Source organism: Chitinophaga sp., from assembly GCF_017745275.1.
Taxonomy (GTDB): domain Bacteria; phylum Bacteroidota; class Bacteroidia; order Chitinophagales; family Chitinophagaceae; genus Chitinophaga.
In genome coordinates this window covers 254,751-267,574 of sequence record NZ_JAGHZS010000007.1, presented here as the reverse complement: position 1 = coordinate 267,574, position 12,824 = coordinate 254,751, and the positions used below count along the sequence as shown (strand labels likewise).

Sequence of the window (12,824 nt, the reverse complement as noted above, 5' to 3'; positions counted from 1 at the left end):
CGGCTTTTTTGTTGGATCTCCTCTGTTTTTTGCATCCAGGTTCGCAAAGGAATAAATTAAAGAGAATCATTATTTTTATGAAATGAGAATAGTTTTGTTAGCTGACATTCATGGAAATGCACTTGCTTTGGAAGCCGTGCTGGCTGATATTAAGCGCAAAGGTCACATAGATGGCTATTGGATTTTAGGCGATCTGGTAGCACTTGGTCCTGACCCTAACGGCGTGCTGGAACAACTTATGCGCCTTCCCGGGCTGCAAGTGATCCGGGGCAACACCGATCGTTATGTAGTGAGTGGAGACAGGCCTTCTCCAACTTTGGAAGAGGCTCGTGAAGATTCCAGGCTCCTGCCACCGCTTGTTGAAGTAGCAAATACATTTGCGTGGACACAGGGTATGGTGACTGCCAGCGGGTGGCTGCAATGGTTGAAGGATTTGCCTGTTGAACTAAGCATTTCTCTGCCGGATGGTTCCCGGTTTCTTGGTGTACATGCGTCTCCCGGGCGTGATGATGGTCCGGGTATCGCACCAGAAATGAAGGACAGCGACATACAGAAATTCTTCGGTAGCTGTGATGCCAATCTTGTATGTATGGGACATACGCATTTGCCAATGGAGAGGAGATGGAATGGGATTCACCTGGTAAATCCCGGTGCGGTTAGTCTGTCTCTCACCCCTAATCGTAATGCTTGCTATGCTATTTTAGAAGCTGCAAAGGAAGGCTACAGTATAAGCCATCATGAAGTCTCATTTGATCACCAACACGTTATTGATCAGTTGAATCAGCTCGGGCATCCGGGTCGTGCTTTCCTTATCAGACACCTGTCTGTCCGGTAAATCGATGATTTAAAAAATGTATCTCCGAACCAATTTGCTGCACTGTTTAACAACGTATCTGTGCAGGTAGACAATTGGTTAATTATAGAATTCAGATTGTCATGTATTTAGTTCGGTAGTCAACCTTAAGTCAGCCAGGAATTGGTTTGAAAAGGGTCCAATCCGGGTCACCAGGGCCTCCATCAGGGATGGAGGCTTTTTTTATTAATAGGAATCTTACTTTTACAGGGATTCATTAATTTTTAAGACGTGAAAATTCAACTCTGGAGCATCGGAAAAGAACATGATCCCTATATCAGGGACGGCATTGCTGTATTTCAAAAACGATTGCAGCATTACGTAGATTTTGAAGTAAAGCTGATCCCTACTGTAAAGCAGGCAGCCAGTTTATCAGTGCCTGAGCTGAAAAAACAGGAAGCAAAAATCATCCTGGATATGTTGCAACCCACTGACTTTTTGCTGGCGCTGGATGAAAAAGGAAAGATGATGACCACTGTACAATTTGCCGATTTCCTGCAACAGCGCAATAATGCAGGCACCAGGCAGCTGATCATACTGATAGGCGGCGCATTTGGTATTGACAGTACCGTATTGCAAAGGGCACAATTGCAAATGTCTCTATCCCCCCTCACCTTCCCGCATCAGTTGGTACGGCTGATCTTCACAGAACAGCTATACCGCGCCTATACTGTGTTAAACAGGGAGAAATATCATCACCAATAGTTATCTTCAGCATACCAATAACCCGTTTATATGACAATCACTATCAGCTTAATTATTATCATCATTACCGCCCTCATTTCTTTTATGGCGTTCCAGAATAACGACCAGTTGGAAAAGTTGATGATGCGCCCCTATATGGTAACACACTATCACCAGTACTACCGCTTCATCACTTCTGGTTTTGTACATGCCGATACCCCGCATCTGATCTTCAATATGCTGACCCTATGGTTCTTTGGTGAATTCATTGAAGGTGTTTTCGAGCAATTGTTTCAAAACAAACTGATGTATGTAGCTTACTATATACTGGGCATTATTGTGGCAGATATTCCTTCTTACATAAAAAACCGCAACAATCAGTATTATGCATCACTGGGGGCTTCCGGCGCTATTTCCGGTGTGGTATTTACTTCTATACTGATTGCACCGTGGCAGAAAATTTATGTATTTGCCGCCATCCCATTGCCGGCAGTTGTTTACGGGGTATTATTCCTGGCGGGATCTGCGTATATGTCGAGGAAAGGTGGCAGCAACGTCAATCACTCCGCGCACTTTTGGGGGGCTGTCTACGGCTTTGTGTTCCCGCTGATCTTCCATCCTGAGCTGGGAACGTATTTTATACAAACACTTTTACACCGGCAATAAGCAGGCGGATGGATTTAGTTACAGAAGATGTAACTAAATCCATCTGTTTATTTAGTAAAATCTATGCTCAATACCGCCTTTGTTTTAGAGGTTATTTTCACCCGGTCATCTATCCTCATCCCTACTATCCACACAATCCGTTTGTTAGATTCCAGTACCCATACATTTTCTTTTTGTGGCAATGACAGCTTCTGATCTATCAGGAAACGACTTACCTTTTTCTTTTTGGGCATTCCCAGCGGATAAAAATAATCGCCTTGTTTCCATTTGCGCAAAATCAACGGAAAGCTGATGGCTGCTGCATCCAGCCAGGCCGTTTCTGTAGCAGCAGGAATACCTGCGGTACCTCTCTCCTGTTGGCGCAGGTGTAATTGTCCGCCACCAAAATGAATGGTTGACTGCTCCGGCTCAATCACCACCAATGGTGCGGTAACAGTGGTCAGCGGCGTAATCAGTAACCACTGCCGGTTGCGGATAACACGATGGGTAGCGGTTTCCACGTAGCGGCCGGACTCACTTTCCAGCAACAGTAATACCTGTTGCGTTTGCGCGGAAGAGCAACCAAATTCACGAAACAATTCCCAGGCAATAGTTTGCAGGGGAATACTTTTTTGCAGTTTCAGTACCGGCACTTTCCAGGTATCATTCTCCTTAAAAAGCAGGCGCTTACGATGCTTGCCCATGGCTTCCTGGTAAAGGATTTCCGCTTCTTTCATCCGTTCAATGGTGGCAGCCATATTCTTTACAGCAGCCGGAAATGCTTCCTGTAAACGAGGAATAATCTGGTGGCGATAAAAATTACGTGTATACTTATCCGTTATATTTGAGCTGTCTTCCACATAGGCAATATTGTGCATGGCAGCGTAGGCTTCCAGCGTTTCTTTTTCGGTAAATAATAAAGGGCGGATCAGGTGTTCCTGCTTTGGCAATATGCCATGCAAACCGGCGATACCGGTACCTTTCGTAAAATTCATCAGGGCCGTTTCCACGCTATCCTGCATATGATGTGCCGTGGCAACAAAGGCGTAGCCGTGTTCTGCGCGTATTTGTTCCAGCCATTGGTAACGAAGTTCCCTCGCTGCTACCTGTATAGTAACGCGATTTTCTGTGACATAGGCTTGCGTATCAAATTGTATGGAGTGCAATGGCAGTTCCAGGTTGGCAGCCAGTTGTTGTACAAATGCTTCGTCCCGTTGGGATTCTGCCCCACGCAGTTGAAAATTGCAATGCGCGATACCTGCAGAGTAGCCGGCTTGTTTAAAAAGCCAGGCCATTACTACCGAGTCGAGGCCGCCGCTAACCGCCAGCAGGACTTTCTGGGCCGGATCAAACAATTGCTGCCGGGAAATATAATTGGAGAAATGAGTCACTAAATGTTGAGGCATCCCGTGTTGATTGGATTTAAAATATCAATAGGCCAGCTCTTCGTAGGCTGATTGCAGTTCGTTATAAGCATGTCTTTCATTGCCTGCTTTGGCCATCGCCATCCCGGTTTCATACACCTTCAGGGCGCCGGCGTTGTCGCCTGCCCTCTCCAGCAACTTACCCAGCTGATAGTAAGAGCCTACATAACCCGGCTCATTAGCCAGCAGCTCTTCAAATTGCTGCCGGGCAGCCGCGTCGTCATTGATTTTAATATATTCCAGTCCCAGTGCGTGCTTCAGGAAGCTGTCGTTGGGCGTAGCCAACAAAAGCTGCTTTATTTGTGCAATTCTATCCATACTGTTTTATTATTATCTTATTATACAATATGTCAATCGTTATACTGATTAAAATCATCTTCTCCCCCTGTGGTTGGCGTACTTTATTTAGATATATTTGCTATTACCGCATTTTTAAATAAAACAGTTTAAGGCCATGAAGATTTTAGTATGTATCAGCAAAACTCCGGACACGACTGCAAAAATAGCTTTCACGGACAACAACACGAAATTCAATGAGGCTGGTGTACAGTTTATCATTAATCCGTATGACGAATGGTATGCATTGGTGAGGGCGCTGGAGCTGAAAGAAACCATCGGAGCGGATGTACATCTTATTACCGTAGGCGGGGCAGATTGTGACCCTATTATACGTAAGGCCCTGGCACTGGGTGGCGATGAATCTTTCCGTGTAAATGCAGACAGTGCAGACAGCTATTATATTGCATCACAGATAGCAGCACATGCCCGGGACAAGCAATACGACATTATTTTTACCGGTAAGGAAACGATTGACTATAACGGCTCCGGCATTGGTGGTATGATCGCGGAACTGCTGGAATTGCCTTATGTATCTATTGCTGCAAAGTTTGATCTGAATGGTACGGTAGCTACTGTAAACAGGGAGATTGAAGGTGGAGAAGAAGTTTGTGAAGTATCTCTTCCGGTAGTGGTTTCCTGTCAGAAAGGAATGGCAGAAGCGCGTATTCCGAATATGCGTGGTATCATGGCTGCGAGAACCAAACCGTTGACTGTAGTAGAACCCGTAGCGGCAGATACGCTGACGGCTGTAGCAGGCTTTGAGCTGCCACCGGCTAAAGCAGGTGTAAAACTCATCAGTCCTGATAACGTAGCAGAACTGGTAAAACTGTTGCATGAAGAAGCCAAAGTGATCTAAGGGTAAACTATCTCTCCACAACTAATTAAATTATTCATGTCTATATTAATATTTGCCGATCAGGCACAGGGTAAAATCAAAAAAGCAGCGCTGGAAGCCATTACTTACGGTGCTAAAGTAGCAGAACAGCTGGGTACTACCGCCACGGCACTGGTATTAGGTCCGGTGGAAGCCAGTGAGCTGGCGGCTTTGGGCAACTATGGTGCGCAGAAAGTACTGCATGCAGCTGATGCCCGTTTACATGAAGTAGAAAGCATTGTATACACTAAAGTGATTGCAGAAGCAGCCGGTAAAGAAGGCAGCAAGGTGATCATCTTCCCTCATAATTTTGATGGCAAGGCCGTAGCACCAAGAGTAGCTGCCCGCCTGAAAGCCGGCCTGGTATCGGGTGCTGTTTCCTATCCGGATACCAGCAATGGTTTTGTGGTAAAGAAGAATGTGTTTTCCGGTAAAGCATTTGCCAACATCAACATTACCTCCGACATTAAAATCATTGCCATTTTACCTAACACGTTCCCTCCGGTGCAAGGCGCGGGAACTGCTACAGTGGAAGCTTTCACGCCAGCTATTAATGATGCTGACTTTAAGGTGAAGGTAGTAAAAACAGAAACGGTGAGTGGTGATATTCCTTTAACGGAAGCAGAGATCATTGTAAGTGGTGGCCGTGGTTTGAAAGGTCCTGAGAACTGGGGTATCCTGGAAGATCTGGCTAAAGCCCTGGGTGCAGCTACAGCGAGCTCCCGCCCGGTAGCTGATGCAGGCTGGCGTCCACACCATGAACATGTGGGTCAGACAGGCTTAACCGTGCGGCCTAATCTGTATGTGGCCATTGGTATTTCCGGTGCCATACAGCATCTGGCCGGTGTAAACGGTAGCAAGGTTATTGTAGTGATCAATAAAGATCCGGAAGCGCCTTTCTTCAAAGCAGCAGACTATGGTATTGTAGGTGATGCTTTTGAAGTGGTGCCCGCACTGACCCAGGCAGTGAAAAAATTTAAGGAAGGATAATCATCTTAGTTGCGAATTAAGAATTGCGAAGGGCTGGTGTAAACTTTAAGATCGTGTTGCACCCGTTGTTCGCAATTCTTAACTCGCAACTTGTATATTAGGCATTTATCATGATAGATTTTTTTTAGATAAGGAATATTTTTCTAACTTCACGGTCTTACAAACTATTCAGCGACAACGCAAGACAGATATGAGAAAAATAGAACTGGAAATAGTTGCTTTATCGCACAGCATTACGCAGACTCATTCATATGCCGTGGTACTGGGAGAAGTAAATGGGCTACGCCGTTTGCCTATTGTGATTGGAGGCTTTGAAGCGCAGGCGATTGCGGTAGCGCTTGAGAAAATGCAACCCAGCCGGCCTTTAACACACGACCTGATGAAGAACTTCATGAACGCCTTTAATGTAGAATTACAGGAGGTCGTGATCAGCAATTTACAGGAGGGCATTTTTTATTCCAAGCTTATCTGTTCCAATAACGATGAAACCATCGAGATTGATTCCCGTACATCTGATGCATTAGCGCTTGCGGTTCGTTTTGGCTGCCCTATTTACACGTTTGAGAATATTCTTAACAGTGCGGGTATCCTGCTGGATGATCCTGCCGGTAAGAAGAGTAACAAGCCGGTGACCCCTACCATTTCGGAGCATGAAAAAGGTGCAGAAGATGACCTCAAAGCCATGAATGTAGACGAATTAACTACACTGTTACAGGAAGTATTGGAGCAGGAAGATTATATCCGTGCCATCGCCATACGCGATGAGATTAACAGCCGCAAAAGCAAATAAATTACTTTCAGTAAAAGCGATGCAGCCGGCAGTGCCAAACTGTAGCTGTTGCTTTGCTATGCAATGAATGCTACATGATTGTATTTCCCAACTGTAAAATAAACCTGGGCCTGCATATTACCCGGAAACGCCCGGATGGTTTTCATGACCTGGAAACCATTTTTTATCCCCTGCCTGTATGTGATGCCCTGGAAGGGATTACACATGCTACGCTACAATTTGAAAGCAGTGGTATTGATATTCCCGGTGATACGGCTGACAATCTTTGCCTGAAGGCATTTCAGCTGTTACGGCAGGACTTTCCACAGGTGCAACCTTTACACATTCATCTGCATAAAAATATACCGATTGGTGCCGGCCTCGGTGGAGGATCTGCAGATGCAGCGTTTATGCTGCGGCTGATTAACCAGAAGTTTCAGCTTGGGTTGAGTACAGCGGCGTTGGTGGCTTATGCGGCGCAACTGGGGAGTGACTGCCCTTTCTTTATAGAGAATCAGCCGTGCTTTGCTACCGGGCGGGGCGAAATTATGACGCCTGTGAACCTGGATCTTTCCGGGTATTCGTTGCTGTTAGTACATCCGGGGATTCATGTAAATACGGGTTGGGCTTTTAAGCAGCTGACGCCGAAGCCCGGGGCCTGGTCTTTACCGGAAGTGATTCAGTTACCGGTAATGGAATGGAAAGATAAAATGACGAATGATTTTGAAGCGCCTGTATTTGCGGCGCATCCGGTGTTGGAGAAAATAAAAGCACAATTATATGAGGCGGGGGCTTTGTATGCTACGATGAGTGGTAGTGGCTCAGCACTGTTTGGTATCTTTCCTAAAAACAAAATAGCTGACATCTTGTGGGATGCCAGCTATCGGGTATTTACTATTAAGTAAGTCTTACTTTACAGAAGCTACCAGCGCTTTGAAAGTTTCTGGTTCATTCATAGCCAGATCAGCCAGAACTTTTCTGTTCAGGTCGATGTTTTTACCAGCTAATTTGTTCATAAACACAGAATAGGTCAACCCTTCTGCTCTAACAGCAGCGTTGATACGGGCGATCCACAGCTGACGGTAGTTTCTTTTCTTTAATTTACGACCAACATAGCTATAAGTGAGTCCTTTTTCAAGAACGTTTTTAGCTACGGTGTAAACATTTTTTCTTTTACCGTAGAAGCCTTTGGCTTGCTTTAAGATCCTTTTTCTCCGGGCTCTTGAAGCTACGGCATTAACTGAACGAGGCATTTGCTTTGTTTTTTCTCAGGTTATAAAATTCGATTCTTTTGACAGATACTAGCGCATTCCGAGCATTCTCTTAACCAGGTTAAGATTTGCTTCATGAACCAGTGTACTACCTCTTAAGCTACGTTTTCTTTTCGTAGATTTTTTAGTCAGTAAGTGGCTTTTGAAGGCCATGAACCGCTTAATCTGTCCGTTCCCACCAACCTTGAACGTTTTCTTGGCACGGGAATGTGTCTTTACTTTGGGCATCTTACATCAAATTTGGTCTGCAAAGGTATGAAATTAATTCAATAAAGCACAGTCTTGTATAAATAAATAAGTCCTGATCCCAAATGTGGATAACTTATTAATATTTTTTTACCCTTCCACAAGCCATTGACAATCAGTTTTCCTTTCGTTGTCCTTCCAACTTATCTGGCCCCTATTCATATTATAATAATTATCACTTTTTTTATTTTTCTATATTATTTATAATTTTAATTTTATTTTAATTGAATATTTTAACCATACCATGTATAAACACCTGACGCCTATGAAACCATTTTACACATTATCTACCCTGTGCCGGATATCCCTCCCCGGCTTTCTCTATCGATGTAAAGAGTTGAGCACCAATGGGACTGAGTAGACCGATCTACCAGCCCTGATACTTTTTTTACTTAACTGCTTGCACCTATGAAACGTCTATTAACCTTTTTATTCCTCCTACTGGGGCTGATCCTGCTGAATAAGCAGGCAGATGCGCAGACACCAACGCCGGTGGCGGATAAGCCATGGATGAACCTGCCGGATTCTGCCTGCCTTGGAAGCTTCGCCAGTACAAATGCCTTCCTGTGGCCCAATAACGGAAGCTATAAGCTGGCCGACTCGGTCAGTTGGTATATTACCGGAGGAACCTACAACATTCTGTACTCAACGGAACGATACCCCGATCTGACACCTAAGCTGATCGGGCAGAAACGTGAAACTGCTTATAATAAAAATGCCTTAACCATACAATTCAACAGTTTAGGTTTATATACTATAAAAGCAGACATCTATCGTAACGGTGTTATTCAATCTGTTACCAGAACAATCTATGTAAAGGACTGTTCAAAGGCAGTATGTCTTGGACAAAACACAGGTGTGGGTGACTTCCTCGAAGACTTTGGAAAATTTCCCGTAGGCGCCAATTACAGTGTAAGTAACCCCAATGTACCTACTGACGGTACCGGTTATAACTATATGGCTTATCCGCCAGGTAATTTTGGCGATAACAACTACATGGTATACTGGAATACACATATCAGAAACGAATGGGTAACTGCCACGAATCATACACCTAACACCGACCCCAAATATGTGGGTGGTATGCTGATCGCCAACTCAGCGATTGAGAAAAAAACCTTCTTTGTTAAAAAGGGCGTGCCTGTTTGCCCGGGCTCTATGTATAACTTCAGTGCCTGGTTTATGAACGTAAACGGCCTGGAAGTATTTAACTCCACCTGTGCCGCAGGTAACAGTGATGGTTACCACTACGCAGGGGTTACTTTCCAGATCGCTGATGCTGTTAGCGGAACCGTACTTGCCAGATTCAAAACTTATGACGTATCCATGAACCTGGATGGTCCCACATGGCAGGAATATGGAGGTGCATTTAAAACACCCGCTAACGTAACCAGTGTAACACTCTCCATTATAAATGACAAACTCGGTGATTGCGGAAACGACATCGCCATTGATGATATCAGTTTTAAATATTGTAGTCCCTATATTTATTCATTTATTGATGGAGTTTCCAAACCGCCTTTAAGGGCGGATTCGTTGTGTGAAGGCGCTCCTGTTACTATTAAAGCGGTATACAGCCCATTAGATTACTTCACCAACCCAACCTATCAATGGCAGTTTACCAAGGATACGCTTAACTGGCCAACTAATCCGGTTTTCCCGGCAGGTGTTACCGGCATCGACTCCTCTGTTCTTACCTTCCCGGTGGGAACACTGAAAGGAGATCCTAACCAGATTGTGGATTATTACTTCCGGGTAAACATCCTGGAAAAAAATAACCCCAGCAACTGTGCGGCCCCATCTCTATATACAAAAATCTCGGTTCTTCCTAAACCCAAGGTAACCGTTTCCTCGGGGAGGATATGTATCGGAGATTCCGTAATACTCACCGCAGCCGGCGGATATAGTACCTACGAATGGCAAACGGTTCCTATTGTCACCGGGCCGAAAATGACGGCCTACCCTACTGTGACCACTACTTTTGGAGCGATTGGTATTGCAGACTATGGATGGAACAGCGTTACAAAACAACCGCGACAATGTCGTGATACCGGTTATGCGAAAGTGATTGTAGACCAACAGCCCGTTGTTAAAATGACAGCCACTCCATTGGAAATATGTTTGGGTAAATCTATTACCCTTACAGAAACCAACAGTGGTGCCCCGGTTGACAGTCTGTCGTGGAAATGGAGTTATAATGGTACCACCATTGGTAACCTGAATGATGTAACGCTCACGCATACACCGATTGATACCGGCGCGAAAAAATATAAGGTGATGCTGACCAACCACACCTGTAGCGCCGCCGACTCTGTTACCATAAATGTAAGATCCCTGCCAAAAGCAGATATAGACACCATTTACAGGCAGTGTAATATAAATGACTTCAATATTAAAAGAAGTACACCTCCTGCAGATCAGCAAGGTAAATGGATATTTGATGGTCCTTCCAAACTGGCCGTCATCACAAATCCTACCAGTGCGCAAACAACTGTGACAGGTGTACAACCAGGTGATACGATTCGCCTTTTCTGGATCATCACCAACAAAGCACTGGCTGCCTGTACCGATACCAACCGTGTTACACTGATCAATACCAAACCGCTTACCCCTAGTGTGGCGGGAGCAGATATGGTACAGTGTGACATTTACACTTTCCAATTGAACGCCACCAAACCTGGTGTTGGTGAAAAAGGTAAGTGGACTTTAGGTGCAGGTACTACTGCTGCGGATGTAACACTGAATTATGATACCGCGTATAACGCTATTGCCACTATCAAGGGTGGCTATAAAACAGTGACCCTCATCTGGAGCATTTCCAATGGCGTATGTAGCGGATCTACTTCCTCTACAATTAAGCTAACGGTAAAAGCCGCTCCTACGGTGAATATCAATGCTCCTGCGGTATGTAATACGGTGGACTCATTTAAAGTAATGATTACGGGTAAAACAGGTAAGCTTCTCACTTATACACTGGATGTATTACCGTCTGCCCCTGTCAGCAGAAAAATGCCTGGCTTTAGTCAGATAACTGGTACCTGGCCAAGTCAAAATGCTACAGACTCCTTTAAAGTAAAATTACCTGCAAACACACCTGCCGGTAATTATGATTTTGTGCTGACTGCCAAGGAAGATACATTAGCAGGTTGCAGCAAAACTGTTACTTTCTCACTATCTGTAGAAAAACCATCCACCAGTCCGACTAAAATTACAGCATCTACCACGGCCATCTGTGTTAAAGGAAATGATACGCTGACGGTTGTAGGAGGATCACTGGGTGTTGATTCTACTGGTAAGCCTGCTACCTGGAAATGGTATACAGGTGGTTGCCCGGGCACACCTGGCAGCAAACGCGTTTACCCTACTTCTTCTTTAACAACAGACAGTTCAGTGGTGGTCTTTGCTAATGTAAGCACTACCACTACTTATTATGTAATGGCACCAAGCGCTGGTCCTTGCGGTAATACAGCCTGTGCTTCCGTAGTAGTAACCGTATATGCTCAACCGAACAAAGCCAATGCAGGTGCTGACCAATCTGCCTGCGAACTCAACACCGCGTTCCAGCTAAATGGTAATACCACGGGAGTACCTGGTGTTAACGGCGTATGGACAACATGGAATCCGAATGCCATTATCACTAACCCGAACCAGCCAAATGCTACCATAACAGTCCCTATAGGCGATACGGCTACTTTGTTCTGGACGATAGCCAATGGTCCTTGTATCACAACAACGGATACCATGTTTATCTCCAACTTCAAAAAGCCGGTAGCAGCAAATGCGGGTGCAGCACAAAACCATTGTAATGATTCTATCTTCACCCTTTCCGCAAATAATCCTACTGAATATGGTGCATATGGTGCATGGACCATTGTAGGTGGAAAACAATCATGGATCACTATTGCTGATACCACAGCATATAATACTAAAGTGACCCTGCTGGCTGGTCATACTGCTACACTGGTATGGACTATCACTAACGGTACTTGTCCAGCTACTACTTCCCAGGTGAAACTCACCAACTATGAAGTGCCTTCTACCGCAGTAGCGGGCCCTGATCAAAAACACTGTAATGACTCCATCTTCACCATGGCTGCTATCCAGCCAGCGCAAATGGGTGCTTACGGTGCATGGACCATCGTAGGTGGCAAACAATCATGGATCACTATTGCTGATACCACTTTATTCAATTCTAAAGTGACCTTGCTGGCTGGTCATACCGCTACACTGGTATGGACTGTTACCAACGGTACCTGTGCGGCTACTACTTCCCAGGTGAAACTCACCAACTATGAAGTGCCTTCTACCGCTGTAGCCGGCCCTGATCAAAAACACTGTAATGATTCCATCTTCACACTGGCCGCTAACAAACCGGCCCAGATGGGTGCTTACGGTGCATGGACCATTGTGGGTGGTAAACAATCATGGATCACTATTGCTGATACCACTTTATTCAATTCTAAAGTGACACTGCTGGCTGGTCATACCGCTACACTGGTATGGACCATTACCAATGGTACTTGTGCTGCTACCACTTCCCAGGTGAAACTCACCAACTATGAAGTGCCTTCTGCGGCAGTTGCCGGCGGTGACCAGAAACATTGTAATGATTCCATCTTTACCATGGCCGCTATCCAGCCTGCGCAAATGGGTGCTTACGGTGCATGGACCATCGTGGGTGGTAAACAATCATGGATCACTATTGCTGATACCACTTTATTCAATTCTA

12 protein-coding genes are annotated in these 12,824 nt (G+C 45.1%); 8 read left to right on the top strand and 4 right to left on the bottom strand.

Annotated features, from left to right (window positions below; translation table 11 throughout):
- Positions 1-82: 82 nt before the first annotated feature.
- The 3 genes from J7623_RS20500 to J7623_RS20490 all read left to right on the top strand — a co-directional run bounded on the left by J7623_RS20500 (position 83) and on the right by J7623_RS20490 (position 2,203).
- Entirely contained in the window at positions 83-835 is a 753-nt protein-coding gene (locus tag J7623_RS20500) for a metallophosphoesterase family protein (RefSeq protein ID WP_291923890.1), read from the top strand.
- A gap of 249 nt (positions 836-1,084) precedes the next feature.
- Complete coding sequence (locus J7623_RS20495) at positions 1,085-1,558, top strand: 23S rRNA (pseudouridine(1915)-N(3))-methyltransferase RlmH (protein ID WP_291923888.1); 474 nt, start codon at positions 1,085-1,087, stop codon at positions 1,556-1,558.
- 30 nt (positions 1,559-1,588) lie between these two features.
- The gene (locus J7623_RS20490) at positions 1,589-2,203 is read left to right on the top strand and encodes a rhomboid family intramembrane serine protease (protein ID WP_291923886.1); all 615 of its coding nucleotides are present in this window, start codon (positions 1,589-1,591) and stop codon (positions 2,201-2,203) included.
- Positions 2,204-2,250: 47 nt separating this feature from the next.
- On the opposite strand, the gene tilS is transcribed toward J7623_RS20490, so the two are convergent.
- Positions 2,251-3,588 (bottom strand): tRNA lysidine(34) synthetase TilS, encoded by a 1,338-nt coding sequence (tilS, locus tag J7623_RS20485; protein WP_291923885.1) that lies wholly within the window; start codon positions 3,586-3,588, stop codon positions 2,251-2,253.
- Positions 3,589-3,612: 24 nt separating this feature from the next.
- Positions 3,613-3,924 (bottom strand): tetratricopeptide repeat protein, encoded by a 312-nt coding sequence (locus J7623_RS20480; RefSeq protein WP_291923884.1) that lies wholly within the window; start codon positions 3,922-3,924, stop codon positions 3,613-3,615.
- A gap of 136 nt (positions 3,925-4,060) precedes the next feature.
- Here J7623_RS20480 and J7623_RS20475 point away from each other — a divergent pair, with 136 nt between their 5' ends.
- The 4 genes from J7623_RS20475 (at position 4,061) to J7623_RS20460 (ending at position 7,483) form a co-directional block, all read left to right on the top strand.
- Positions 4,061-4,801: an electron transfer flavoprotein subunit beta/FixA family protein gene (locus tag J7623_RS20475; RefSeq protein WP_291923882.1), complete on the top strand. Its 741-nt coding sequence runs from the start codon at positions 4,061-4,063 to the stop codon at positions 4,799-4,801.
- A 36-nt stretch (positions 4,802-4,837) separates the two neighbouring features.
- Complete coding sequence (locus tag J7623_RS20470; RefSeq protein ID WP_291923880.1) at positions 4,838-5,809, top strand: electron transfer flavoprotein subunit alpha/FixB family protein; 972 nt, start codon at positions 4,838-4,840, stop codon at positions 5,807-5,809.
- 190 nt (positions 5,810-5,999) lie between these two features.
- Positions 6,000-6,599 (top strand): bifunctional nuclease domain-containing protein, encoded by a 600-nt coding sequence (locus J7623_RS20465; protein WP_291923878.1) that lies wholly within the window; start codon positions 6,000-6,002, stop codon positions 6,597-6,599.
- Between the two features lie 74 nt (positions 6,600-6,673).
- Positions 6,674-7,483 (top strand): 4-(cytidine 5'-diphospho)-2-C-methyl-D-erythritol kinase, encoded by an 810-nt coding sequence (locus tag J7623_RS20460; protein WP_291923876.1) that lies wholly within the window; start codon positions 6,674-6,676, stop codon positions 7,481-7,483.
- Between the two features lie 3 nt (positions 7,484-7,486).
- On the opposite strand, the gene rplT is transcribed toward J7623_RS20460, so the two are convergent.
- Both rplT and rpmI read right to left on the bottom strand, forming a co-directional pair.
- Positions 7,487-7,831, bottom strand: a complete 345-nt coding sequence (gene rplT, locus J7623_RS20455; RefSeq protein ID WP_078673350.1) for a 50S ribosomal protein L20 — start codon at positions 7,829-7,831, stop codon at positions 7,487-7,489.
- 48 nt (positions 7,832-7,879) lie between these two features.
- On the bottom strand, positions 7,880-8,077 hold the full coding sequence (gene rpmI / locus J7623_RS20450) for a 50S ribosomal protein L35 (RefSeq protein WP_079471802.1): 198 nt from the start codon (positions 8,075-8,077) through the stop codon (positions 7,880-7,882).
- Between the two features lie 426 nt (positions 8,078-8,503).
- Between rpmI and J7623_RS20445 the strand changes: the two genes are divergently transcribed.
- On the top strand, positions 8,504-12,824 hold a 4,321-nt coding region (locus J7623_RS20445; RefSeq protein WP_291923859.1), incomplete at its 3' end, for a hypothetical protein.